The following is a 23,963-nucleotide window of genomic DNA, read 5'->3' as shown; positions in this document are numbered from 1 at the left end:
TGTGGGTTCAGCCTAGCAGGAGGCGTCGATTCCGGTTCGAGCAGGATGCACGACAGCGGCGCGAAGGGGTCAAGGCGAAAAGTGGTCGGCAGGCAGCACCGGGTCGATCTCCAGCGCCTCGAAGCGCACCGCCTCGAGGCGTCGCCCCTGATCGTCGCGACTGATCACCTGGAGGGGAAAGCGGGTCTCGGGGTCAATCCACAGCTCGTAGCGGGCCACCGCCCCCAGGTGCGGGTCCGCAGCGCCCTCGACGACCAGCTGCTCGGCACGCCGACCATCGAGAGTGACAACGCCCAGCCGCTGGCAACGGCCATGACGCTCCAGCCGCTGGACATTGCGCAGCAGAGTCGCCACATCCGATTCATCGACCCGATGCCCCCGGGCGCTGCGCACCAAGCGGTTGTCGGGGGCAAGCGTCATCCCGGGCCGACGCCCGGGGCCGCCGAGCGGCCAGAGCCGCACCTGATGCGTGTCGGGGCGATAGAGAATCACCGCGCCGCGGTAGGGGGCGACCATGTCCAGGCGAATGAAGCCGGGCCGGCGATAGCTGTAGCGAATGACCTCTTCACCGCCGTCGCCCTGGCTGCGCAGGATCAGCCGGTAGGCGGTGGCTTGCTCAACGCGAGTCAGCGCCGCTGCCACCGGGTCGGCTTCCGGGTTCACGGCCATCGTCAGCAGCAGCTCCGGCAGCATGGTTCGCCTCCCTTACCTGGCGCTCGACCGCCAGGCATGACACGGCTCGTAGGCCACACTCTCACCATAGCACGACCGCCCCAGGCGGCCTTCGACAGCCAGCCACGGCCGGTAGCAACGGAGGGAAAGCCGAGCGTTTTGTTCTACCCTGAAAGCGAGCAGCGTCTCTACTAGGTTTGGCACGCCGGGAGGCGGTCATGACAGATGAGGAATTTCGCCGTCTGGCATTGGGACTACCCGGCGCGGTCGAGCACGCCGAGATGTATCACCCCGACTTCCGGGTCAGCGGCAAGGTCTTCGCCGCCCTGGGCCATCCCGATGCGGCCTGGGGCCTGGTCATGCTGACGCCAGACGACCAGCAGGCGTTCATCGCCGCCGACCCCGACGCCTTTGCCCCCGCCCAAGGCGAGTGGCAGCGGCCCGGCTGCACCGGCGTGCGCTTGGCCGTGGCGGACCACCACCGGGTGCGCGCCGCCCTGATCGCCGCCTGGCGCGGCAAGGCCCCCCGGCGCATGACCGAGCACTTCCCTGAGTAGCTTCATCCTATCGAGGGACCCGCCGGCGGTGGAGAGCGGCCCTCGCGGGCGATGCTCCACCGCCGGTCGGCTATCGCTTAGGCCTCCTCCCGTGGCTCCTCATAGGGGCGTGACCAGACATCATCCGGCTCGTGGCGGCGAAGAATCTCCTCCGCTTCGGGCTGGGACGTGTCCGGGATGATCACCTTGACCTGGCTGGTCTCCTTGTCGAAATAGAGCTTCTCGCGGGGGAAGCCTTCGGCCACCAGTTCATCGAAGGCGTTACGGGCCTTGTCGGTACTACTGTAGCTCGCGGTAACCGTCTGCGTCATATCATCCTCCCAAGTGTTCTGCACATGGCTGAGTGATACTGCCGTTGGGTATTGCCGGGCTACCGACGCCACGCAGTGACGTCGGCCTGTCCCCCAGCATAGAGGGTTATCGCCACTTCAACAGACGCGGCAACTGCGTCACACCGTCACAAGGGCTCCCAGCGCCGTCGGCTCACATCGCCACTTCCACCGGGCTGACCAGTCGTTCGAAGGCCGTGTAGGCCAGCTGCATCACTTCGGTGTGGCTGCCCGCATTGAAAGCGATCAGGTCCGCCTGGGTCAGGTGCGGCGCCACGAACACCTCCAGGTCGAACAGGTTGCCGAAAGGCGGCATGGCCCCGACCTCGCAATCCGGGAAACGGTCCTGAAAGTCCGCCTCCTCGGCCAGCACGACCTCCCGCGCCCCGGTGGACTTGCCCAGTCGATCCAGATCCACCTGATCGGTCGCCGGCAAGACCGCCATGGCCAGCCGACCATCGATCTTGACCATCACGCACTTGGCGAAGTGCCTGCCGGGCACGTGCACCGCCTCGGCCACCTCCTGGGCGGTATAGGCCTCGGAGTGCTGCATGATGACGTATTTCACGTTCTGCTCATCGAGATACTGCTTCACTGTTGCCATGGTCATGGCCGTCACTCCCCTGCTGGTTGCCGATCACAGCGGTACTTCCCATAGGATAGTCACGGCAGGAGCCCCTATCCCAGCCAGATCCCCCCGGAGGCCTCCAGCGGCGCCACCAGCTCGTGGAAGAAGCGCAGCGCCAGGGCCGGCTCCAGCCAGAACATGAAGGCCACCCCCCAGGCACCGCCCCACAGGTGAGCGCTATGGTTGATGTTGTCACCTCCCTGGCGCTGGGCGCGAAAGGAGTAGATGACGTAGGCGGCGGCGAACAGGATCGCCGGCACCGGGATGAAGAACACGAACAGCAGCGACCAGGGGCGCAGCAGAATATAGGCGAAGAGCATCGCCGAGACGGCCCCCGAGGCGCCCAGGCTGCGAAAGCGAGGATTGCGACGGTGGCGAAAGTGCGTCGGAAGGATGGCCACCAGCAGGCCCGAGAGATAGAAGAGCACGAAGCCCAGGGGCCCGATGCGCGGCGTCAGCACCAGCTCCATCACCGTGCCGAAGAAGTACAGGGTGATCATGTTGAAGAGCAGGTGGGTACCGCTGGAGTGAATGAAGCCGTGGCTCAGCAGCCGCCACCACTGCCCCCTGGCAACGCCGGGCGGCCAGTAGATCAGGGCGTCGAACAGTCGGGGCCAGCGCCACGCCAGCAAACTCACCGCCGTGGTGACGGCCACCAGTGCCAGAGTCATGCTCATGAGCGGCAGGGTCGACAGGCGGTCATCGCGTCTCCTTGAGCGCTTCCTTGATGAGACGTTGCTATCGACCCTTGTGACAGGCCCGGTCGCCGTTGGTGCCCAAGCGAGACGAGGGCCGCACCGGATTCAGCGCCGGCACGCCGTCGGCCAACGGCTCAGGACGCCCGCGACTGCGCCGCAGGCGCGCGGTCTTGCTCGTTCATCTTGCGCGCCATCGCCTCGCGCTCGGCGGCCTCATCGGCCAGCGAGCGCTTGGGCAGCACTAGGTTCAGGGTGAAGGCCACCCCCGCCGCCACCACGATGGGCGAACCACCCAAGACCAGCTGCAGCATGTCCGGGAAGGCCTCGATCGCCTCGGGCACCGCATAGATCCCCATGCTCAGCGCCAGCGCCAGGCTGGCGATGGTCATGTTGCGGGCCGAGAGCTCATCCTTGGTGATCAGCTGGATACCGGTCATGGTGATCATACCGAACACCGTGATGGTGGCCCCGCCCAGCACCGGATAGGGAATGGTGGTCATGACGGCACCAAACTTGGGGACCAGCCCCGCCACCAGCATGAAGATCGCCGCCAGGGCCAGCACGAAGCGACAAGTCACCTTGGTCATGGCCACGATGCCCACGTTCTGGCTGTAGGAAGAGGTCGGCATGGCGCCGAACAGCGACCCCACCGCCGTAGTGGCGCCGTTGCCCATCAGCCCGCCGAACAGCTCGCGGGTGGTGGGCTCGCGATTCATGCCCCCCACCGAGGTGGCCGAGAGATCGCCGATGGTCTGCACCGAATTGACTACGCAGATGATCACCACCGAGATGATCGCTGCCAGGTGAAACTCCAGCTCGAAGGGCATCAGGCGCGGCGTACTGATCCAGCCGGCATCGCGTACCGGACTGAAGTCGACCATGCCCAGAAACAGCGCCAGCCCGTAGCCCACGCCGATGCCGCAAATGATCGCCGCCAGCTTCATGAAGCCGCGGGCGAACTGGGAGACACCCAGCACCACCAGCAGGGTGACGATGGCCACCAGCCAGTTGCGCGGATCGCCGTAGTCGCTGGCGCCGACACCGCCGGACATGTAGTGGATGGCGATGTCGTAGAGCGACAGGCCGATGACCAGCACCACGGTACCGGCCACGATGGGCGGGAACAGATGGCGAATCCGGGTGATGAACAGGCCCACCAGCATCATGGTCACCCCGCCAACGATCTGGGCGCCGAGGATGCCGCCGATCCCGTACTGGGCGCCCACCGCGACCAGCGTCGGCACATAGGCGAACCCCACGCCGAAGATGGTCGGCAGGCGGGCGCCGAAGCGGCCGATACCGTAGAGCTGGATCAGGGTGGAGATGCCGGCGGCAATCAGCGATATCTGGATCAGCAGCATCTGCTCGGCGAGGCTGCCGCCCACCGCGCCGATGACGATGATCGGCACGGTCACCGTGCCCATGATCATCGCCAGAATGTGCTGGAAGGAGAGCGGCAAGGCCTTGCCCAGCGGAGGCTTGCCATAGAAGTCGAAAACTGACTGGTTATGTTGTGGTGTGCTCATCTCAGATCTCGTGGCTATTTTTATGTATACAACAATAATGCACACGACACCCTAATAGAAACGAAAACAGTAGACAATTTTTGTATACATGAAATTGTCAGCTCAGCGCTCTCCCAGCTGCCAGTCGTTGTCGGTGAGCGGTTCGCCGCCCCGTGACGTCACTCGCACGGTATCGCTGATCCCGATGCCCCACTGCCCCGGCAGGCGCAGGCAGAGCGGCAGGTGAAATACCATGTCGGCGGCAAACTCACGCTGCTGACCGGCGGCGATGAAACCGGTGCCCTCGACCCAGCTGGGCGGGAACTGAGCCCCTACCGCATAGCCGTACACCCCAGAGAAGAACAGTCGCTCGGCGTTGGGCGCGAGCACCGACTCGGCGGCGCGGGCGGCGGCATCGAAGCTGTTGCCCGGGCGCATGGCGTCGCACAGGGTCTCGAAGAGGGCGCGGCACAGATCACGGACCGCCCGCATCTCGTCGCTGGCGCGGCCGGCCACCACGGTGCGCATCATCGGCGCCGTATAGCGCTGGAAGGCAGAACCGAACTCCAGGAACACCGGCTCGCCCGCCTCGATGGGGACGCGCTTGTGGTTGACGTGGATGACGCTGGCGCGACGTCCCGTGGTAACGATCGGCTGCAGGCTCATGAACTCACCGCCGGCAGCCAGCATGGCGCGCGCGCCCTCGGCGGCGATTTGGTTATCGGTCACTCCCGGGGCAATCAGCGCCTCGGCCTCACGCAGCCCGGCGGCGGTGATTCGTGCACTCTCGCGCAGGCAAGCCAGCTCGGCGGCCGACTTGACGATGCGCAGTCGATCGAGCAGCTCCCCACCGTCGTCGCGAAAGCGCTCGGCGCCGAGTCGCGCCTGCAGCTCCCGAATCACCCCCAGGCGCAGGCCGGCACCGAAGGCGTCGATGCCGATGGTGCGATAGCCGGACAGGGTTTCGGCCAGCGGTGCGATCACTTCGTCGATGCCCTCCCAACGATAGCCCAGGATCTCGTCGATCCGGGCAGTGACCACCGCCGGGCCGGTCTCGATGGAGGGCACCTGGAGCACCACGCGGTCGGCCGAGACCACCAGAGCCGCATGCACCGAGACCTCGAAGGTGTGATAGCCGGTCAGGTAGAAGATATCGGCGGGGTCGGTAAGCAGCAGCGCCTCGAGCCCGGCGGTACGCATCGCGTCTCGGGTGTGCGACAGGCGGGCATCGAACTCCTCGGCGGGGAAGGGCAGCTCGGCCCCCTCGAGATGCGAGGCCAGGGCATGACGGTAGGCGTGATGATCCATGGGGGGAAAGCTCCAGGCAGTGACAGGGTTCAGTCGCCAGTGTAGCCATGACGTCCGTCATGCCGCCCGGAATCGGCACGAAATAAGGCTGTTCCCTCCTCCCCGGGTTTCGTAGAATCCGGGGCGTATTTGACGCGACAGGACAACGATATGGGCAGGGCCTTTCAGAACCGCAAGGAATCCATGGCCAAGACGGCCGCCGCCAAGACCAAGGTGTACAGCAAGTACGGCCGCGAGATCTATGTGGTCGCCAAGCAGGGCGGCACCGACCCCGCCGGCAACCTGAGCCTGCGCGGCCTGATCGAACGGGCCAAGAAGGATCAGGTACCCAGCCACGTGATCGACAAGGCGCTGGACAAGGCCAGCGGCGTGGGCGGTGAGGACTTCTCCCCGGCACGCTACGAGGGCTTCGGGCCGGGCAACTGCATGGTCATCGTCGACTGCCTCACCGACAATCCCAACCGCACCTTCGGCGACGTCCGCGCCTGCTTCAACAAGGCCAAGAGCAAGCTCGGCACCCCGGGCAGCGTCAGCCACATGTTCGACCACTGCGCCATCCTCGCCATGGCGGGCGATGACGAGGAAGCGGTGCTCGAAGCGCTGATGGAGGCCGATGTCGATGTCACCGACATCGAGAACGAAGAGGGTCGGATCACCGTCTTCGCGCCCCATACCGAGTACGCCAAGACCAAGCAGGCGCTGATCGACGCCTTCGGTGAGCTCGAGTTCGAGGTCGACGAGATCCAGTTCGTGCCCCAGACCACCACGCCGGTGGAGGGCGACGACGTGGCCATGTTCGAGAAGCTGCTCGACGCGCTCAACGACCTGGACGACGTGCAGAACGTCTTCCACAACGCCGAGCTCCCCGAGCAGTAGACGAGCCGGCGTCACCGCCGCGGCAGCCCGCTGAGTTCGTCCAGAAACGCCTCGATGCCGTTGGAGTAGTCCGGCTCGCTATCGAGGAAACCGGTGTTATGGCCGCCGCGGATCACCAGCAGCTGCTTGGGGTCGTTGGCGGCCTGGTAGACGGCCTCGCCCTCGCTGAAGGGGATGATCTCGTCATCGCGACTGTGGATCACCAGCAGCGGGGCGTCGATTCGCGCCACCCGCGACTCGGTATCGTAGTCGAGCCGGGCCAGCCAGCGCACCGGCAGGAAGGGATAGAGCCGCTGGCCGAGCTTGGGCACCGAGCGGAAGACGGACTCCAGGATCACCGCCGCCGGCTGCTCACCTTCGTCCCGGGAGACGGCCAGCTCCGCCGCCACGGCAGCCCCCAGCGAGCGGCCGAACAGCACGATCTCCTCTGGCGGCACCCCCCGCTCCTCGACCAGCCAGCGCCAGCCGGCCCGAGCGTCCAGCGCCGTGCCGTCCTCCGAGGGCCGGCCCTCGCTGCGGCCATAGCCCCGGTAGTCGAGGATCAGCACCGAGAGCCCGAGGCGGTGGAACTGGCGAATCGAATCCAGCCGGTGGGAGATATTGCCGGCGTTGCCGTGGAAGAACAGCAGGCTGCCGCGCTCGTGCTGGGCCGGCACCCACCAGGCGTCCAGGGTCAGACCGTCCTCGGTAGTCAGCGCCACCTCTTCCCAGGGCATGCCCCGGTCGGCGGGGTTCGCAACGTGGTCACGCCCCACATGGGGCAGGTAGAGCAGCCGCTCCTGGAAGAGCCAGGCCAGCGCCACCACCAGCAGGTAAGCCAGCGCGATCCACGCAAGCGAGCGTAGTAGCATCTTTCCTCCTAACGCTTCTGCACGAAGCTGCCTGACCCTCAGCCGCCGGCTACCGACAGGCGTAACCACAGCCACAGCGCCACCAGCAGCGCATAGAGCGCCGTCAGGCCCAGCAGCGCATTGAGGGCCGCGCCATCGCGCCGGTGCAGCTCGCGAACCAGGGCCAGGGCCGCCAGGCCGGCCAACAGCCAAACGCCCCACCACCAGGCCGGCAGCCCCAGGGGCAGGGTGACCGCCAGCGGCCCTGCCGTCAGCATAGCGAAGAGCCGCCGGGTCGCGCCCGGCCCCAGCCGCACCGCCAGGGTGAGCTTGCCGGCCCGCGCATCGGTGTGGCGATCCCGCAGGTTGTTGACCACCAGGATAGCGGCTACCGGCATGCCTACCAGCACGCTGGCCACCACCGCCTGGAGCGTGATCGGGCTCTGCTGGGCCAGCAGGCCGCCGAGCACCGCCACCGGGCCGAAGAAGCACCACACCACCGCCTCGCCCAGCCCCAGGTTGGCGTAGGGGCGCGCTCCGCCGCTATAACCGAGCACGCCGAGCAGCGCCAGCGCCCCCAGCAGCCACAGCAGCCAGTGGCCAAAGAGGACCAGCCACAGCCCCGTCACCACAGCCACACCCAGCGCCCCGGCGAGCCCCGCCCAGAGCTCACTGGCGCTGAGCCAGCCCGCCTGCAGGGCACGGGTGGGGCCAAGGCGATCGGCCTGGTCGACTCCGGCGAGGCCATCGAAGAGATCATTAGCCAGATTGACCGCCAGCTGCAGCGCCAGGGCGCAGAGCAGGCAAAGCAGCGCCGTGGACCAGGCGAAATGCCCGGGCACCACCAGCCCCTGGCCCAGCGAGACCGGCCCCAGCGCCGCCGGCAGGGTCCGCGGGCGCAGGGTGTGCAGCCAGATGGCCATTTTGTTCATTGCGTCGTCCTGTCCTTTGTCATCCCTGAACATGCGCTTCCGGTCGTCGGCACGCCCAGCGTGGGGCATACTCTGTGGTGTCATGAGGACGATCGCAAGGAGGCAGGATGTCCGCCGACGGGTTGTCACAGCTTGCCCTGCCCTGGGTGCTGGCCAGCGTGATGCTGGCCATGGGCCTGAGCCTGACCGGGACCGACTTCACCCGCACCTGGCGCCATCCCCGCCGGGTTCTGCTCGGTAGCGGCCTGCAGCTGCTCGCCCTGCCGCTGCTGGCCTGGGCGCTGGTCCTGCTGCTTCCGCTTTCGCCACCGGCAGCCGCTGGCCTGTTGCTGGTGGCTCTGGTGCCGGGCGGAGCCACCTCCAACATGTTCAGCTACCTGGTACGGGGCGACCTGGCCCTGTCGGTCACCCTCACCGCTCTCGCTGCGGTGCTGGCTCCCTTCACCCTGCCGCTGATCATGGGCTGGAACCTCGAGCGGCTGGGGCTCACTGCGCTGGGCTTCTCGCTGCCCTACTGGCAGACCGTGGGCCAGCTGCTGCAGGTCACCCTGCTACCGGTGCTGGCCGGCATGCTGCTGCGCCGGGCCCTGCCACCGCACTGGCGAGAGCGGGTGCTGCCGGGGGTCAAGGGGTTTACCGGTGTGGCCATGATCGCGATGGTGGTCGCACTCTTCGTCGCCCACGCCGAGCGGCTGCCGGCACTGATCAGCCTGGAGACCCTGGCCGTGCTGCTGCTCTGCCTAACCAGCATGGCGCTGGGGCAAGGCGTCGCCCGCCGGCTTCGCCTGCCCCAGGAGAGCGTGCGCGCCATTACCGTTGAGGTAGGCGTACAGAACGCCGGCGTGGCGATGATGGTGGCCTTCGTGCTGCTCCAGCAGCCGGCCATCGGCCTGGTCCCGCTGCTCTACGGCCTGCTGATGAACGTGCCGGTGTTCCTGTGGATGTTCGCCTGTCTGTGGCGGGATCGCCGCCCGGCGGCTCTCCTGACATCGAGGCGCTAACGGCCATGTCGCTTGCCTGCCTATCGATGAAGGTCAGATTGGCCATGCCCAATGTCTCCGCCGGCTGGCTGGCGGTGGCCACCGCCCTGGGGGTAATGGCCGTCAACCGCCTGCGCGGCGCCTGACGGCCGCCCGCCCTACTCCACGGTGACGGTGATGACATCAGAGACCAGCGGCGGGTCGAAGCTGACATGGCGGTAGTCCATGAACAGCAGCTGTAGGCGGTACTCGCCCGGCTCCAGTTCTAGGACGCCTTCGGTCTGGCCGCCGCCGAAGTGGCGGGTGTGGTTGGTGAAGGGCAGCGGCGCGTCCAGGTCCACGTCCTCCAGCGGCATGTTCACCAGCAGGTGATGGTGGCCGGTATCCGGGAAGTCGGCGCCGGCCGGGGCCACGCCCATGCCCCTGAGTCCCATCCGCACCGTCACCGGACCGGACAGCGTCGCGCCATCCTCGGGCGAGATGAAATAGACCTCGGCGTCCTCGGCGGCCGAGATACGTTCCAGGTCGGCCAGGGCCGGCGCCGCCAACAGCGCGCTGCCCGCAAGCCCCAGCGCCAGGGCATAGATCCGCTTATGCATGGTGTCCTCCTTTGCCATCCCGCGATGGCGTGCTGGGCGGCCACCGCCGCCGATTGGCTCGGCGGGCTACCCGCAGCCCGCCTCCACCCTCCCAGCTTAGGAGCCCGTCTGATTTAACACGAATCTACTGCGATATCCGGTCAAGCCCGAGAGGCCCTTGGGCGAGGGCGGCGGGGCTGGCAGGTGGGCTCAACGCTCCCGCTGGGACGCCTGCCACTCCTCGGCGGCCTCCTCCACCCCGGGCTCGTCGCCGCGATTGAGGGCCGCCCGGCGGTAGGCCTCCTCGTCGCGCACGTCGTCGATCACCGTCATCAGCTCGTCGACATCCACGGGGGTGGTGTCGTGGACGAAGCAGCCGGTCAACTCGCTCTCCGGATGCAGCTCGCCCGCCTCATAGAGCGCCCAGATCTCCTTGCCGTAGTCGGTGGCCAGAAGCTCAGGGGCGAAGCGCCCGAAGTAGCGGCGCATGTTGTCCACGTCGCGCTCGAACATCCACTCGGCGCTGTTGTTGCCGGCGGCGTCCACCGCCTGGGGCAGGTCGATGATCACCGGGCCGTCGGCGGCCATCAGCACGTTGAACTCGGAGAGATCCCCGTGCACCAGACCGGCACACAGCATCTTCACCACGTCGCGGATGATCTTGGCGTAGGCCTCGCGGGCCTGCTCGGCGCTCAGGGTGATATCGTCCAGGCGCGGGGCGGTCAGCCCCTCGGCGTCGGAGATCATCTCCATGAGCAGCACGCCGTCGATGAAGCCGTAGGGCTTGGGCACCCGCACCTCCGCCGCGGCCAGCCGATAGAGGGCGTCGACCTCGGCGTTGAGCCAGGCCTGCTCCTGCTCCTTCTGGCCGTAGCGGGTCTTCTTGGCCATGGCCCGGGAGCGGCGGCTGTTGCGCTCGCGGCGCCCCTCCTGGTACTGCACGGCCTGCTTGAAGCTGCGCTGTTTCGCCTCCTTGAAGACCTTGGCGCAGCGCCGCTCACCGTGGGAGCGCACCACGTAGACCTGGGCCTCCTTGCCGCTCATCAGCTGGCTTTCGACCGCCTCGATCAGGCCGTCGTCCACCAGCGGCTGCAGTCGCTTGGGTATCTTCATCTCGTCTCCCGAAATTCGCCGAGGCGCCTCACCGGCCGACCCGCCGGGCGCGAACGCTGCGCCCCTTGATTCTGCCATTGAGCAGCCGCGCCAGGGCCTCGTCGGCCACCTCGCGCCGCACGGCCACAAAGGCGCTGTTGGCCAGCACCTTGATCTTGCCCACCTGGTCGCCGGCCAGCCCCGCCTCGCCGGTCAGGGCGCCGAGGATGTCGCCGGGGCGCACCTTCTGCTTCTTGCCGGACCCCAGCTGCAGGGTCGCCATGGGCGGTACCAGCGGCTCGCGAGAGAGCACCGAGCGGGGCGGCAGCGGGGCCTCCTCCAGGGGCTCGCCGAGGAAGTCGTTGAGGCGCGCCAGCCGGTAGGCCTCGCCCTCGCCGACCAGGGTGCAGGCGATGCCGGCGCTGCCGGCCCGGCCGGTCCGCCCGACCCGGTGCACATGTACCTCCAGGTCGCGGGCGATGTGATAGTTGAACACCGCGTCCAGCTCGGCGATGTCGAGCCCCCGAGCCGCCACGTCGGTGGCCACCAGGATGGAGGCGCTGCGGTTGGCGAAGCGCACCAGCAGCCGGTCTCGGTCGGCCTGCTCCAGGTCGCCGTGCAGCGCCAGGGCGCTGAAGCCCGCCGCCCCGAGCGCCTGGGCCACCTCGTCGGTCTCGCGCTTGGTATTGCAGAACACCACGCTGCTACCCGGGCGGAAGTGCAGCAGCAGCCGGCACAGCGCCCCCAGGCGCGCCTCGTCGCCATCGCCCACCCGATAGACCCGCTCGTGGATGCTGCTGGCGTCGTGGGCCTCGGCCACCTCCACCGTCACCGGGTCGCGCATCAGCGCCTCGGCCACGGGGCGCACGGCGTCGGAGAAGGTGGCGCTGAACAGCAGGGTCTGCCGGCGGGCCGGGGTCTCGGCGACGATCGCCTCGAGGCTCGCCTGGAAGCCCATGTCGAGCATGCGGTCGGCCTCATCCAGCACCAGAGTCTCGAGTCCGTCCAAGGCAAGCGAGCCCTTGCGCAGATGCTCCTCGACGCGCCCCGGGGTGCCCACCACCAGGTGGGCGCCGTGGGCCAGGGAGGCGAGCTGGGGGCCGAAGGGAGCACCGCCGCACAGGGTCAGCACCTTGACGTTGGGAAGGGTGCGCGCCAGCCGACGCAGCTCGCCGGCCACCTGGTCGGCCAGCTCCCGGGTCGGGCAGAGGATGAGCCCCTGCACCCGAAAGCTCGCGAGGTCGAGCCGCGACAGCAGCCCCAGGCCGAAGGCCGCGGTCTTGCCGGAGCCAGTCTTCGCGCGGGCGAGCACGTCGCGACCGGCGAGGATCGGCGGCAGCCCCTCGGCCTGGATCGGCGTCATGGCGGCAAAGCCCAGGGAGGCGAGGTTATCGATCAGCGCCGGCGCCAGCGGCAACGTGGCGAAGGCGGCATCGGGAGAGACATCGGACAAGGTGAGATCCTGCAGAGGAAGTCAGGGCCGTCGGGACGGCGAGATAACGAGCAGCCAGAGCCGGGCGGCATCGGCCAGGAATGCGGGCATACGGACGGCCGCAGGATAGCAGAAAGGCGGCAAAGGCGCCGGACTATCGTCCGGTCTGCTGGCCGCTGCCCGCCGCCTCGAGCACCTCGCCAATCGCCTCGGCTTCCAGGGTCTCGCGCTCCTCCAACGCCGATGCCAGGGCATCCAGGGCGGCACGGTGCTCCTCGAGCAGGCGCCGGCCCCGCGTCTCCAGCTCGGTCAGCAGGCGGCGGATCTCCTCGTCGACCAGGTTCGCCATGGCCTCGCTGTGCTCGCGGGCCTGGGCCATCTCCTTGCCGAGGAACACATGCTCGCGGCTCTGGGCGAACATCACCGGCCCGACCCGCTCGCTCATGCCCCAGCGGGCCACCATGCGGCGTGCCAGCTGAGTGGCCTGCTCCAGGTCGTTCTCCGCCCCGCTGCTTACCTCGCCGAAGACGATCGACTCGGCCAGGCGGCCGCCGTACATCACGGTGATGCGATCGCGCAGGTAGGCCTCGCCGTGGTTGTAGCGCTCCTCGTCCGGCACCTGGGCGGTCACTCCCAGCGCCTGGCCGCGGGGCAGCACCGTGACCTTCTCCAGCGGGTCGGCCTTGGGCAACAGATAGGCCAGCAGCGCATGGCCCGACTCGTGGTAGGCAACGATATGGCGCTCCTGGTCGGAGAGGCCCACGTCCTTGGCCTCGCCCAGCAGCAGCCGGTCGCGGGCGTCGGTGAAGCAGGCCCAATCCACCGCCTCGTACTCGCGGCGCCCCGCCAGCAGCGCCGCCTCGTTGGCCAGGTTGGCGAGATCCGCCCCGGAAAAGCCGATGGTGATCTCGGCCAGCCGCTCCAGGTCGACATCCTCGGCCAGCGGTATCCGGCGGGTGTGCACTTCCAGAATCGCCTGGCGCGCATCGCGGTGGGGGCGCTCCAGGGTGATCTTGCGATCGAAGCGGCCGGGGCGCAGCAGCGCCGAATCCAGCACATCGGGGCGGTTGGTGGCCGCCAGCACTACCACCGACTCTTCCGCCTCGAAGCCGTCCATCTCCGAGAGGATCTGGTTCAGGGTCTGCTCGCGCTCGTCGTGGCCGCCGCCCATGCCGGCGCCCCGGGAGCGGCCGATGGAGTCCAGCTCATCGATAAAGATCACTGCCGGCGCCTGCTCCTTGGCCTGTTTGAAGAGGTCGCGAACCCGCGACGCCCCCACCCCCACGAACATCTCGATGAACTCGGAGCCGCTGATGCTGAAAAAGGGGACCTCGGCCTCGCCGGCCACCGCACGCGCCATCAGCGTCTTGCCGGTGCCTGGCGGCCCCATCATCAGGATCCCCCGGGGAATCTTGGCGCCCAGCGCCTGGAAGCGGTCGGGCGACTTGAGGAACTCGACCACCTCGATGATCTCGCGCTTGGCGTTCTCGGAGCCTGCCACGTCGTCCAGGCGGGTCTCGCTCTCCTCGCTGCGCACCCGACGGGCCTGGGACTTGCCCATGCTAAACATGCCGCCGCCCGACATGGCGCGCTGCTGCATGCGGTTCCAGAACCAGAACAGCAGGGCCAGGATCAGGATCCACGGCAGCGCCCCCACCAGAATACGCTGCCACCAGGGCGGGTCCACCGGGCGTGCCGCGATATGAACCCCCTGGGCCTCCAGCCGCTCCAGCAGCCGATCGCTTTCCACGTCCGGCCGCGTGGTCTCGAAGGTTTCGGCTTCGCCTACGTCCAGCGTCTCGCGTCCGGACTCGGAGAGAAGCCCCTCCACCGACTGGCCGCGCAGGGTGACCCGTTCGACGTATCCGGCATCGACCGCCTCGAGAAACTCGGTGTAGCTCAGTTCGGCCTGCACGTCACGCTGGGCCGCATCGAGATAAAAGAACAGTAGCAGAATGGCGAAGGCGAACCAGAGAAACAGCGGCCACTGGGGACGCGGCGGGGGCTGCAGGCCGCTACCCGGCGACTGCGACTCCCAGTCGAGCGGGGCAGGCGGCTTGCCAGAGGGTTTGTGGGGATCGGGCTTCGGCATGGCGCACTCGACATCCAAGATGTGTGCCTACAACATGCCGATCCCCCGGCGGCATGACAAGGCCGAACGGCCACTCTCCCTTCTACGCACCGCACCAAAGCCAGTAAACTGAGCGCTGCCCGCCCGCGCCATCCGTCGAGGACTCCATGCTTTTTACCCATCCCCTTCACCGCCGCTCATGCTCGGCCACGCTGCGCTGGCCACTGCTGCTGATGTTGCTGCTGGCGCTATGGCTGCCGGGCCAGGCTAACGCCCAGAGCGAGGTGCCCTCCTCCCTGGAAGCGCTGGAATCCGAACTCGATGGGCTGCCGGAATTCGATATCACCCCGCAGCCCCCGCTCGAACAACGCGAGCGAGACGAGGCGCTGCGCCAGCTTCGCGATATCCAGCGCTCGCTGGTCGAGGTGCGCAGCCGCGGCGAGATGCTTCGCCACCAGCTGCAGGGGCTCGACGCGGATGACGAGGAGTACCGGCAGATTCGCGAGCAGCTCGAGCAGCTGGAGCAGCAGCGCCGCAACCTGCGCGAGCTCTTCGAGGACGTGGCGATCGGCGGCCTCGATCGCTCGATCCTCACCGAGCAGGTCGAGCAGGAGGACTTCAATTGGCAGGACGAGCTGCTCTCGATCATGCGTCCGCTGTTCAGCGAGATGCGTCAGCTCACCGAGCGACCGCGGACCCTCGAGCGCCTGCGCCGGGACCGCGCCCTGATCCATCAGCGCCTGGGGGTGATCCACCAGGCCCTGAACAATATCGAGGCCTTCGCCGAGGCCGACCACGACGAGGCCACAGCGGCCCGGCTGGCGGAGCTGGAACAGGGCTGGCGGGACCGCCAGGCCGACCTGCAGCGCCAGCAGGCCATCGTCCAGCTGCAGCTCGACAACCTGATGGAGCGGGACGAGAGCCTCTACGAGCAGGGCCAGCGCGCGCTGCGCGAGTTCTTCGTCGGCCGCGGCCTGACCCTGCTGGTCGCCATCGGCGCCTTCGCCCTCACCGTACTGGTGCTACAGGGCGGCATGAACCGCCTGCTGCAGTACCGCGAACGGCGAGGCATACCGCGTCGCGGCATGCGCACCCGGCTGTTCCTGCTCGGCTACCGGCTGGTGGCCGCGCTGCTGTCGGTCCTGGTGTTCATGATGGTGCTATACGCGGCCGGCGACCTGGTGCTGTTCTCGCTGGCGCTGCTGTTGATCGTGGCGCTGCTGCTGAGCTTTCGCACCTACCTGCCACGCTACCTGGCCGAGGCCCGGCTGTTCCTCAACGCCGGCCAGGTGCGTGAGCGCGAGCGGGTGATCTACCACGGCATTCCCTGGCGGGTGCGGGCCATCGGCTTCTACTCCTGGCTGGTCAATCCGGAGCTCGAGAACGGCCGCCTGCGTCTGCCGCTGTCCGAACTGGCGACGCTGATCTCGCGCCCGCTCAACCACGACGAGCCCTGGTTCCCGACCCGGCCGGGCGACTATGTGCTGCTCGACGACGGCACCTTCGGCCAGGTGGCGCGCCAGTCGCCCGAGGTCGTCCAGCTGCGGGTGCTGGGCAACCTGGTGCAGTACGACACCGCCGGTTTCCTCGCCGCCCGGCCGCGCAACCTCTCCCGGGACAGCTTTCTGGCGGTGGTGGTCTTCGGCATCGACTACCGGCACCAGAGCCTGCCGGTGGCCGAGGTGGCCGACATCTTCCGGAACGCCGTAGAGGCGCGGCTGGCCGGCTCCGAGCTGGCCGACTGGGTGGAGAGCGTCAGTGTGGAGTTCCGCGAAGCGGCCGACTCGTCGCTGGACTATCAGATCATGGTGACGCTCAGCGGCGAGGCCGCCGCCTACTACTTCAAGGTCAACCGGCTGATCCAGGCGGCCTGCGTGCAGGCCTGCAACGAGCACGACTGGGTGATTCCGTTCAACCAGCTGACCATCCACCAGGGCGAGGGCTTCGCCCGGCTCAACGCAGCGCCCGAGTGACGACGCGCCGGCGGCCCCACGGCCGCTGGCCGCTACTCTCCGCCGATAAGGCGCCGGTAGGCTTCCCAGGCGTCCCCCACCGCCGCCTCGAGGAAGCGCTCCCCGTGCGCCACGCTGGCCAGCGACGGGTCGGAGCCCATGCGGCCGTCGGGGAAGCGGCGACGGAAGGTCTCGGCATCGCACAGCGCGCTGCCGGAGGGCGCAATGCGCGGCGACATTGCTACCCGCTTGACCGCCTCGGGGCGGGCGAACCAGGAGAGCGATACCTCGGACGCCGTGGCGTGACTGCCCTCGGCCTCGCCGTAGAGCGAATCGGCGAGCTCGCGCACCCGCGGGCCGGCGAACCAGTTGCACAGCCCAAGCTGCAGCGCTCCCTGGGACGCCCCGTCGCGCTCGGCGTAGATCTCGGCAAAGGCCGCGTTGATCGTGGCGATATTGCCGCCGTGGCCGTTGAGAAACATCACATGGGTGAAGCCGTGGCGGGCTAGCGAGGCCACGGTATCTCGCAGCACCGCGATCAGCGTGCTGGGGCGCAGGCTGATGGTGCCGGGAAACGCCAGGTGATGCTGGGCCACGCCCAGGTGCTGGGTCGGTCCCACCAGCACCTCGTGCCGCTCGCCCAGCGCCCCGGCAATGGCCTCGGGACAGATCGCATCGGTGCCGACCAGCCCGTTGGGGCCGTGCTGCTCGGTCGAGCCGATGGGGACGATGATCCCGGTGGCACGCCGAAGGTAGGCCTCCACCTCCTGCCAGGTGGCCAGCTGCAGTTTCATGGCGACTCTCCTCTGGACTCAGTCAGGGCCAACCTCATAGGGTCAACGCCAGGCATCAGCGCTATTAAGGCTCATCCCGCGCCTCATCACGCCTCAGCCACGGCACACGACGGGTGATGGCCTCCAGCGCCTTCTTCAGGGCGAAGAGGCGAATCACATACGCCAGGGCCAGGCCCATGACGATCGAGAACAGCATGCCCAGCCCCACCCGGAACATCAGCGCGGTAAAGAAGGCGGTCATGACCGCGGTGGCGATCTCCTCGAGGTGACCCTTTATCCACTCGCGCTGTGCTGGATTGATCATGTATCGAATCTCCCTGTGTCGGTTGTCTCTCGTCGGTTGAATGGGCGAAGGCTCAGCGCTCTTCGGCAACGGGCTCGTACAGGCCGCGAGGATCTGTACCGGCATGTGCGACCACTCGATTGCGCCCGGCCTGCTTGCCGCGATACAGCGCCTGGTCGGCGCGCCCCAGCAGCGATTCGGCAGTTTCTCCCGGCGCCAGTTGCGCAACGCCCAGGGTACAGCTCAGGTGAACGGCTTCCCCGGTTTCCAGCTTCAGCGGCTGCCGCGCCAGCTCGCTGCGGATACGCTCGGCCACCTCCGCCGCCTGGGACTGGCTGCGCCCAGGCAGGACGATAGCGAACTCCTCTCCGCCGTAGCGGCAAGAGCTGTCCTCGCTGCGTACCACGCTGCGCATCACCTTTGCCAGGTGCTGCAGGGCACGGTCGCCCTCCAGGTGTCCCCAGCCATCGTTGAATCGTTTGAAATGATCCAGGTCCAGCATGACAAGGCTCAGTGGCGAGCCCTCCGCCTGGGCGGCGGGTACCAGCGTCCCCAGCCTTTCGTCCAGAAAGCGCCGATTATGCAGGTTCGTCAGCCCATCGGTATAGCTCATCCCCTGCAACCGGGTTTGCTCATCGAGCAGCGTCTCCCGCTCACGGTGCATCAGGCTGATGCGATCCGCCAGCGCCAGGGAAAGCAGCATCGCCTCGATGGCCGAGCCCACTTGAAAGCCGTAGTAGGTGAGAAAGTGGTGCGGCAGAAGTCCGTAGGTGGCGAGGATGAAAGCCGTCGCCCCCGCCACCAGCGACGACCAGGCCAGCAGCAGCCAGCGCGCCGGCCGAAAGTGACGGCGCAGCGCACGCACGGACACCAGCAGGAAAAGCCCCATCACTGCCAGACCGAAAAGCGAGAAGAACACCACGGTGGTATGTCCCGGCCGCCACCAGGCCAGGAACACGCCCGCTAGTGCCAGAATCCCCACATACTGCAGCCAGCGGTCGAGCCTGGGGTCTTCCCTGGACATCAGCAGAAAGCGTCGACAGAACTGGAGCGCGCTGGCGGCTCCCACCGCCAGGGAGGTGAACATCAGCGCCTCATTGAGCGGCAGAGACAGCGATGGCCAAAACTCGTACAGCAGCCCCTTCTGGAACACAAAGTAGCCGGCCAAGCCCAGCACGAAGCCGAGGTACCAGAAGTAGCTGGCATCTCGCAGACTCAACAGCAGGACGCTGTTGTAGATTACCAACCCCAGCACCAGCCCCAGGTAAAGCCCCTGCCCCAGGCTGAAGCCACGCCAGTCGCGCTCCAGCGCCTTTGGCGTTTGCAGCGTCAGCGCGAAACGCAGCGCCTGGGTAGAATCGATCTTCAGTAAGTAGTCGCCTGCGGCAGCCGCGGGAAAGATGGGCCGCCAGGCCGAGGCCTCTTCGCCAGAGAGCGACACCATACGTTGGCGCGGCACCGGCTGCCAGGGAGCCGGCTGTGCCGCCTCATGGCGGTAGAGCTCGACATGGTGCAGCAGTGGGTTGTCGAGATGCAGCAGGCGCTCGGCCTGATGCTCGGACAGGCGCAACTGCAGCCACACCGGATGAGCGGCTACGCCCAGGTTCTGACGCTGGGAGCGGGGCAGCTCCTGCCCCGACAGCGACGCAACCGGCTGGTCGGGCGGAGCCGCGCCGCGATGGTCCAGCAGCCGCAGCGTATCCGGGGTGGCTGCCTGCGCCAGCGGGGCACCCAGGCCAAGCCAGCAGGTCCAGAGTACCAGCAGCAAGCCACCCCATCGCGCCTGTCCAAGCCCGATCCGATGATCCCGCATCGCGATACTCCCTCCCTATTTGGCCAAGCCCTGTTCACTGACTGTCGCGGCATCCCGCCGACGTGGTGATACGGCGGGGCTCATACTCGGCGAGGCACTCCTCGGCGCCCATCTCGAACTCACGACAGATCCAGGGGCGCTGCGCGTAGATCCGGCAGCGCAGGGTGTCACGATCCAGCGCGGCGCACCAGCCATCCGCCAGCCGGGCCATCACCTGGCCGCCCCAGGCATCGGTGTCGATATAGCGCTCCGGCACGCCGGTATCGGTGATCAGCATCACTTCAAGGCGGCAGCAGCTGGCCCGGCAGCTGGCGCAGCTCACTTCGGCCGCTGGCAGGTTTACCGCCGCGATGGGTTCACGCAAGCTCCCTCCCCTCGGGCACCAATGCCCCTGATCGGCAACACGTTAAAGCCTCTGACAGTAGCGTATTGCCACAACCGTGGCGAGAGCGGGCTGCAACGCCCATCGCGAGGTATGCTTATGTAGAGAGCGTTCACGCAATGACGACCTGATGGAGGGTCCGAGATGGCCGATATCACGCCGCGACTGAAGCGCATCAAGGAACAGATCCGCGAGCTGGCAAGCCTCGCCGACAGCGACAAGGCCGAGACTGCCCGCCGACTGGCAGACGACCTGCTGGCCGAACTCGATCTCGCGGCTCAAGAAGGCACGGCGCAGCCGGTCAACGCGGCCACGCCCCATCGTACCCTGCCCCGGGCGCCGCGAGACGATGTGGCACGCTGCCCGATCTGTTCGCTACGCAGCTTCCGGTTCCAGCAAGGCACGGTGCGCGAAAGCGCCGCGGGCGACGGCCGCTATGAAGGGTTCTACCGCTGCCAGAGCTGTGCCCACGAGGCGTGGCACGACATCGGGTGACACCACAACATCGCGCCCTACCCCGCGGCTATCCCAGGAGCCCTGCATGACCCGACCTCTTGCCGCCGGCCTCGCCGGCATCCTGCTGGCCAGTCTGCTGCTGGCTGGCGCACCCGCGCCGAGTGCGGCCGACGATACCCCTCGTCCCACCATCGGCCTGGCGCTGGGCTCCGGCGGTGCCAGCGGCCTAGCACACATCGCCGTGCTGCAGGTCTTCGACGAACTCGAGATACAGCCCGACCATATCACCGGCACCAGCATCGGGGCGGTGATCGGCGGACTCTACGCGGCCGGGCTTTCCGCCGCCGAGATCCTCGACCTGTTCGACGATTTCGGCGGCTCGCCGCTGGACGCCCTCACTCAGCTGGCCGGCGACAGCGAGCTCGGCGTGACCGATCTGCTGCAGCTCGGCCTCGGTGAAGGCGGCCTGCTCGATTCCAGCGGTTTCTTGCGCTTTCTCGCCGGCCATACTGAGGTGCGGGACTTCAGCGAGCTGCGCATCCCGTTCTCAGTGGTCGCCACCGACTACTGGAGCGGTGAGAGCGTGGTGCTCGAAGAGGGCGAGCTCTTCCCGGCACTGGCGGCCAGCATGGCGGTGCCGGGGCTGTTCAAGCCCAGCCGCCGCGACAGCCAGCTGCTGATCGACGGCGGCACTTCCAATCCCCTGCCCTTCGACCTGCTCCAGGGCCGGGTCGATCGGGTCATCGCCGTGGACGTGACGGGCAGGCGCGAACCGGTCGCGGGAGAGGCCACCGGGATGACCGACCTGCTGTTCAAGACCTTCGAGATCATGCAGCAGTCCATCATTCGCCAGATGGTGCAGCACCTGCCGCCCGACCTCTACCTGCAGCCGGACGTGACCGGCGTGCGACTGCTGCACTTCAACCGCGTCGAGGAGGTGATGGCCCAGGCCCGGCCCACCGCCGACGAGCTACGCGAGCGGCTCGAGGCCTGGCGGGCAGAAGCGGATAGCCAATCTCTCGCCGGCGACGATTAGGCTCTTAGCTGTCGGGGCAGAATGGCCCCACCTGATAGAAACGCCGACAGCGGAACTCGGCCTCGCAGGCGGCCAGCTGCGACCGATAGCGGTTAGCGCGTGCCTGGACGCGGCTGGCGGCCTGCATCACCGGGGGCTTGCTTCGGTAGCTGCCCCGCCGATAGCCTCCGGCCCCTTCGTGGTAGGCCAGATAGAGCTGCTCGGGGTTGTCGAGCGAAATCCCCAGCTGCCGATGGGAGCGGGCGTTGTACCAGCCGATGAAGTCGGTGGCGTGCTTCATGTGGGTGCGGCGTGCCAGGGTAGCGCCGGCATCGTCCCGGTACTCCCCCCAGGCCGGGTCCAGCGCCTGAGCATAGCCGCGGGCGGAGGAGGGGCGGCTGCCGGGGATGAAGCCCAAGATGCGCTGACGGGGCGGGCGCGCATGGCTGCGAAACGAGGACTCCTGCTGAATGAAGGCCATCTGGGTGGCAATCGGCGTACCCCAGGTGTCCTGGGCGTCGCGGGCATAGTCATACCAGCGGGGCTGCTCGCGAAAGATCTCGCAGAGATTGCGCTGATCCTCGGGCGGAGCGGGCGCCATCATGGCACAGCCGCTGGCCAGCAGCCCCAGCCCGGCCACCCCAAGCCAGCGCAGGGGGCGCAGCCAGCGCCCTACCCCCGGGTTGCCGCTTGCCTTGCTTGCTGTCGTCATTCGCCTTCCCCTACGGCGTCACCCCACCTGAGCGACCATGGATCGGGCCGTCACCGCTGGGCAGCGGCCGAGATCCTGCAAGCCCTTATTAAGCAAAGGGTGACATGCAAACTTTTCATGCTGCAATGCAACAAAAACACCTATGCTGGTCAAGGTAGTCCCTACAGGAGGGTCCGCACCATGCATATCTCATCTACCCCCGACCGTTCAATCGATCGCGAAGTGCTGCAGTTCTGGGCCGCCCAGGCCCTATGGCAGCGCACCGCCGCCGACGCCATCGCCGCCTACCTGGGCTGACACCCGACTGCGCCTGGCACTTCGCACCTTATCTCCCTCGAATGCCTGGTAGCCGATGCCGGGCGAGCGGTATAGTGGGCGGGCAAGAGATTCTGACACGGAGTAACCACCACGATCGATCATTCTTTCCCAGCCAGCACAGGAGGTTCACATGAAGGTCTACAAGCCTGAGTGGCAGTGCACGTTTAGCGTAAACGAAGGCGTGGAAGCGTCTGCCGGCTGGAGGGAGCGTATCGCCTGGAGCATGCGAGCGCTGGCCGACAGACTGGAAGGCGGCGGAAGAACGATCAAGATTGACTGCAGCGTCACCCCGCAGGTAAGCCGGGAAGAGATCGACACCTGTTTGGGCAAGGGATTCGCGGTGACCCAAAGCCTGCTCACCCAGCTTGCCCACCAGGCCGCCTGCGAGGACGTCATGCGCGACGCCAAGGCCGAGCTGTTCGAGGAAGAGCAGCAGCCCTGACGGCATGATCCTGCTACCCAGCAGACCCACACCCCACTCGGCCCCGGCCGGTTGGGGTGTTCTGCTTTTCGGCCTATCACTCAGAACAGGCTCATCCGCTTCATCACCCCGTCACGCCGAATCAGCCAGTGATAGAGGGCGCCGGTGATATGCAGGCTCACCAGCCCCAGAATCGTCCAGCCCAGCCAGCCGTGCCACATGAACAGCCGCTCCGAGAGCGCCTCGTTGACCCCGACGACACCGGGCAGGTGCCAGTGAAGGAACTGCACCGGGAAATCGCCGCTGGCGGTGGCCGCCCAGCCCAGCATGGGCTGGGCCAGCAGCGCCACATAGAGCGAGTAGTGCACGGCGGTGCTGAGAACGCGCTGAAAGGGGTGCAGCGGCGGGTCGTGATCGGGCACCACAAACAGCAACCGAGAGATCAGGCGCACGGTCATCAGCGCCAGAATCGCCACACCCAGGGACTTGTGAGAGGTGTAGAGGAAGTCGGTCCCGGCGCGGCCAAAACGCTCCATGGCGCCTTCGAAACCGAGAAAGCCAAGGGTCAGGCCGCTGGCCAGGGACAGCAGCATCACCACGGCCACCAGCCAGTGCAGCACGCGATGAGGATAGGCGTAGCGATCCGTCTCCGACATATCGTTCTCCAAGGAAGCGAGACTGGGCATGGCTTTAGCCTAGTCAATGCGGAGCACGACGCCTGGCTGCGCCGCCAATTCTGCTTCAACGCCCGGCGTAGCGCCAGGCGGTGAACACCCACCGAATAAGGGCAAATTCGCGACATTGTCGCCATTTGGCGCCCATCTCCCGCCATCTCCAACAGGGCTTGCCGCCCTCACTGAAGCCGGTTACCATGGCCACGCCCTCGAGGTATATTGCATCGCAGCATGCGATAGCTGCATCATGAGATCCGTGAGGTAACCCTATGGGAACCCGATCGCGCCTGTTCCTGACCTGCTGCCTGACGGCGGCATTGACCCTCGGCACCCACGCCGCCCTGGCCCACCAGATCGAGGCGGAGCCCCAGGAAGGCATTGCTTCCTTCTACAGCGACCGTTTTCAGGGCGCCACCACCGCCAGCGGCGAGCGCTTCGATCAGAATCAACTGACCGCCGCGCACCCCGACCTGCCCTTCGGTACCGAGGTGGTGGTAACGCGCGTGGACAACGGCCGCGAGGTGACGGTCGTCATCAATGATCGCGGCCCCTTCGTTCGCGGGCGAATCATCGACCTCTCCAAGCGTGCCGCTCGTGAGCTCGGCATGATCAGCCGCGGCATCGCGCCGGTGGTGGTCACCGCCGTGCAGTGATC

The 23,963-nt window shown here is 67.3% G+C and carries 26 protein-coding genes; 8 read left to right on the top strand and 18 right to left on the bottom strand.

Annotated features, from left to right (window positions below; genetic code table 11):
- Positions 1-69: 69 nt before the first annotated feature.
- The gene (locus ACZIYR_RS03225) at positions 70-693 is read right to left on the bottom strand and encodes a LolA family protein (protein WP_473032378.1); all 624 of its coding nucleotides are present in this window, start codon (positions 691-693) and stop codon (positions 70-72) included.
- Between the two features lie 197 nt (positions 694-890).
- Between ACZIYR_RS03225 and ACZIYR_RS03220 the strand changes: the two genes are divergently transcribed.
- Positions 891-1,229 carry an MmcQ/YjbR family DNA-binding protein gene (locus tag ACZIYR_RS03220; protein WP_473032377.1) on the top strand — a complete coding sequence of 113 codons (339 nt, stop codon included), beginning with the start codon at positions 891-893 and terminating at the stop codon, positions 1,227-1,229.
- A gap of 77 nt (positions 1,230-1,306) precedes the next feature.
- Here the strand turns inward: ACZIYR_RS03220 and ACZIYR_RS03215 are convergent, their stop codons facing one another.
- From ACZIYR_RS03215 to ACZIYR_RS03195, 5 genes are all read right to left on the bottom strand, one after another.
- Entirely contained in the window at positions 1,307-1,540 is a 234-nt protein-coding gene (locus ACZIYR_RS03215; RefSeq protein ID WP_473032376.1) for a hypothetical protein, read from the bottom strand.
- 172 nt (positions 1,541-1,712) lie between these two features.
- Positions 1,713-2,168: an aminoacyl-tRNA deacylase gene (locus ACZIYR_RS03210; RefSeq protein ID WP_473032374.1), complete on the bottom strand. Its 456-nt coding sequence runs from the start codon at positions 2,166-2,168 to the stop codon at positions 1,713-1,715.
- 68 nt (positions 2,169-2,236) lie between these two features.
- Positions 2,237-2,863: a rhomboid family intramembrane serine protease gene (locus tag ACZIYR_RS03205; RefSeq protein ID WP_473032373.1), complete on the bottom strand. Its 627-nt coding sequence runs from the start codon at positions 2,861-2,863 to the stop codon at positions 2,237-2,239.
- Between the two features lie 155 nt (positions 2,864-3,018).
- Positions 3,019-4,410: a uracil-xanthine permease family protein gene (locus ACZIYR_RS03200; RefSeq protein ID WP_483528184.1), complete on the bottom strand. Its 1,392-nt coding sequence runs from the start codon at positions 4,408-4,410 to the stop codon at positions 3,019-3,021.
- Positions 4,411-4,512: 102 nt separating this feature from the next.
- Entirely contained in the window at positions 4,513-5,697 is a 1,185-nt protein-coding gene (locus ACZIYR_RS03195; protein ID WP_483528183.1) for a M24 family metallopeptidase, read from the bottom strand.
- A gap of 150 nt (positions 5,698-5,847) precedes the next feature.
- Here ACZIYR_RS03195 and ACZIYR_RS03190 point away from each other — a divergent pair, with 150 nt between their 5' ends.
- Positions 5,848-6,573 (top strand): YebC/PmpR family DNA-binding transcriptional regulator, encoded by a 726-nt coding sequence (locus ACZIYR_RS03190; RefSeq protein ID WP_473032369.1) that lies wholly within the window; start codon positions 5,848-5,850, stop codon positions 6,571-6,573.
- Positions 6,574-6,584: 11 nt separating this feature from the next.
- On the opposite strand, the gene ACZIYR_RS03185 is transcribed toward ACZIYR_RS03190, so the two are convergent.
- On the bottom strand, positions 6,585-7,424 hold the full coding sequence (locus tag ACZIYR_RS03185; protein ID WP_483528182.1) for an alpha/beta hydrolase: 840 nt from the start codon (positions 7,422-7,424) through the stop codon (positions 6,585-6,587).
- A gap of 38 nt (positions 7,425-7,462) precedes the next feature.
- Positions 7,463-8,335 carry a 1,4-dihydroxy-2-naphthoate octaprenyltransferase gene (gene menA / locus ACZIYR_RS03180; RefSeq protein WP_473032366.1) on the bottom strand — a complete coding sequence of 291 codons (873 nt, stop codon included), beginning with the start codon at positions 8,333-8,335 and terminating at the stop codon, positions 7,463-7,465.
- A gap of 107 nt (positions 8,336-8,442) precedes the next feature.
- Here menA and ACZIYR_RS03175 point away from each other — a divergent pair, with 107 nt between their 5' ends.
- Complete coding sequence (locus ACZIYR_RS03175; protein WP_473032365.1) at positions 8,443-9,336, top strand: bile acid:sodium symporter family protein; 894 nt, start codon at positions 8,443-8,445, stop codon at positions 9,334-9,336.
- A gap of 137 nt (positions 9,337-9,473) precedes the next feature.
- Here ACZIYR_RS03175 and ACZIYR_RS03170 read toward each other — a convergent pair whose 3' ends face one another.
- The 4 genes from ACZIYR_RS03170 to ftsH all read right to left on the bottom strand — a co-directional run bounded on the left by ACZIYR_RS03170 (position 9,474) and on the right by ftsH (position 14,509).
- The gene (locus ACZIYR_RS03170) at positions 9,474-9,914 is read right to left on the bottom strand and encodes a DUF4399 domain-containing protein (RefSeq protein WP_483528181.1); all 441 of its coding nucleotides are present in this window, start codon (positions 9,912-9,914) and stop codon (positions 9,474-9,476) included.
- A 189-nt stretch (positions 9,915-10,103) separates the two neighbouring features.
- Positions 10,104-11,006: a PA4780 family RIO1-like protein kinase gene (locus ACZIYR_RS03165; protein WP_483528180.1), complete on the bottom strand. Its 903-nt coding sequence runs from the start codon at positions 11,004-11,006 to the stop codon at positions 10,104-10,106.
- A 28-nt stretch (positions 11,007-11,034) separates the two neighbouring features.
- Positions 11,035-12,438 carry an ATP-dependent RNA helicase DbpA gene (gene dbpA / locus ACZIYR_RS03160; RefSeq protein WP_483528179.1) on the bottom strand — a complete coding sequence of 468 codons (1,404 nt, stop codon included), beginning with the start codon at positions 12,436-12,438 and terminating at the stop codon, positions 11,035-11,037.
- Between the two features lie 133 nt (positions 12,439-12,571).
- Positions 12,572-14,509 carry an ATP-dependent zinc metalloprotease FtsH gene (ftsH, locus tag ACZIYR_RS03155; RefSeq protein ID WP_483528178.1) on the bottom strand — a complete coding sequence of 646 codons (1,938 nt, stop codon included), beginning with the start codon at positions 14,507-14,509 and terminating at the stop codon, positions 12,572-12,574.
- Between the two features lie 146 nt (positions 14,510-14,655).
- On the opposite strand from ftsH, the gene ACZIYR_RS03150 reads away from it, so the two are divergent.
- A complete protein-coding gene (locus ACZIYR_RS03150; RefSeq protein ID WP_483528177.1) occupies positions 14,656-16,461 on the top strand; it encodes a hypothetical protein in 1,806 nt (601 codons plus the stop codon).
- Between the two features lie 32 nt (positions 16,462-16,493).
- On the opposite strand, the gene ACZIYR_RS03145 is transcribed toward ACZIYR_RS03150, so the two are convergent.
- From ACZIYR_RS03145 to ACZIYR_RS03130, 4 genes are all read right to left on the bottom strand, one after another.
- Positions 16,494-17,234, bottom strand: a complete 741-nt coding sequence (locus ACZIYR_RS03145; RefSeq protein ID WP_483528176.1) for a creatininase family protein — start codon at positions 17,232-17,234, stop codon at positions 16,494-16,496.
- A gap of 64 nt (positions 17,235-17,298) precedes the next feature.
- The gene (locus ACZIYR_RS03140; RefSeq protein WP_473032357.1) at positions 17,299-17,538 is read right to left on the bottom strand and encodes a hypothetical protein; all 240 of its coding nucleotides are present in this window, start codon (positions 17,536-17,538) and stop codon (positions 17,299-17,301) included.
- A 52-nt stretch (positions 17,539-17,590) separates the two neighbouring features.
- Positions 17,591-19,285 carry a diguanylate cyclase gene (locus ACZIYR_RS03135; RefSeq protein ID WP_483528175.1) on the bottom strand — a complete coding sequence of 565 codons (1,695 nt, stop codon included), beginning with the start codon at positions 19,283-19,285 and terminating at the stop codon, positions 17,591-17,593.
- A 79-nt stretch (positions 19,286-19,364) separates the two neighbouring features.
- On the bottom strand, positions 19,365-19,694 hold the full coding sequence (locus ACZIYR_RS03130) for a YkgJ family cysteine cluster protein (RefSeq protein WP_473032356.1): 330 nt from the start codon (positions 19,692-19,694) through the stop codon (positions 19,365-19,367).
- 162 nt (positions 19,695-19,856) lie between these two features.
- Between ACZIYR_RS03130 and ACZIYR_RS03125 the strand changes: the two genes are divergently transcribed.
- Together ACZIYR_RS03125 and ACZIYR_RS03120 are read left to right on the top strand one after the other, a co-directional pair.
- A complete protein-coding gene (locus tag ACZIYR_RS03125; protein ID WP_473032355.1) occupies positions 19,857-20,207 on the top strand; it encodes a hypothetical protein in 351 nt (116 codons plus the stop codon).
- 46 nt (positions 20,208-20,253) lie between these two features.
- Positions 20,254-21,204, top strand: coding sequence for a patatin-like phospholipase family protein (locus ACZIYR_RS03120; protein ID WP_483528174.1), 951 nt, complete (start codon positions 20,254-20,256; stop codon positions 21,202-21,204).
- A gap of 4 nt (positions 21,205-21,208) precedes the next feature.
- Here the strand turns inward: ACZIYR_RS03120 and ACZIYR_RS03115 are convergent, their stop codons facing one another.
- Entirely contained in the window at positions 21,209-21,895 is a 687-nt protein-coding gene (locus ACZIYR_RS03115) for a transglycosylase SLT domain-containing protein (RefSeq protein WP_483528173.1), read from the bottom strand.
- Positions 21,896-22,343: 448 nt separating this feature from the next.
- Here ACZIYR_RS03115 and ACZIYR_RS03110 point away from each other — a divergent pair, with 448 nt between their 5' ends.
- Complete coding sequence (locus ACZIYR_RS03110; protein WP_473032353.1) at positions 22,344-22,655, top strand: hypothetical protein; 312 nt, start codon at positions 22,344-22,346, stop codon at positions 22,653-22,655.
- A gap of 80 nt (positions 22,656-22,735) precedes the next feature.
- Here the strand turns inward: ACZIYR_RS03110 and ACZIYR_RS03105 are convergent, their stop codons facing one another.
- Positions 22,736-23,290, bottom strand: coding sequence for a cytochrome b (locus ACZIYR_RS03105; protein ID WP_473032352.1), 555 nt, complete (start codon positions 23,288-23,290; stop codon positions 22,736-22,738).
- A 287-nt stretch (positions 23,291-23,577) separates the two neighbouring features.
- On the opposite strand from ACZIYR_RS03105, the gene ACZIYR_RS03100 reads away from it, so the two are divergent.
- Positions 23,578-23,961 carry a septal ring lytic transglycosylase RlpA family protein gene (locus ACZIYR_RS03100; protein WP_473032351.1) on the top strand — a complete coding sequence of 128 codons (384 nt, stop codon included), beginning with the start codon at positions 23,578-23,580 and terminating at the stop codon, positions 23,959-23,961.
- Positions 23,962-23,963: the final 2 nt, after the last annotated feature.

This window comes from Billgrantia sp. NRB1, from assembly GCF_056921725.1.
The sequence above is the reverse complement of the archived record's forward strand: the minus strand, read 5'-3'. Positions and strand labels throughout refer to the sequence as shown.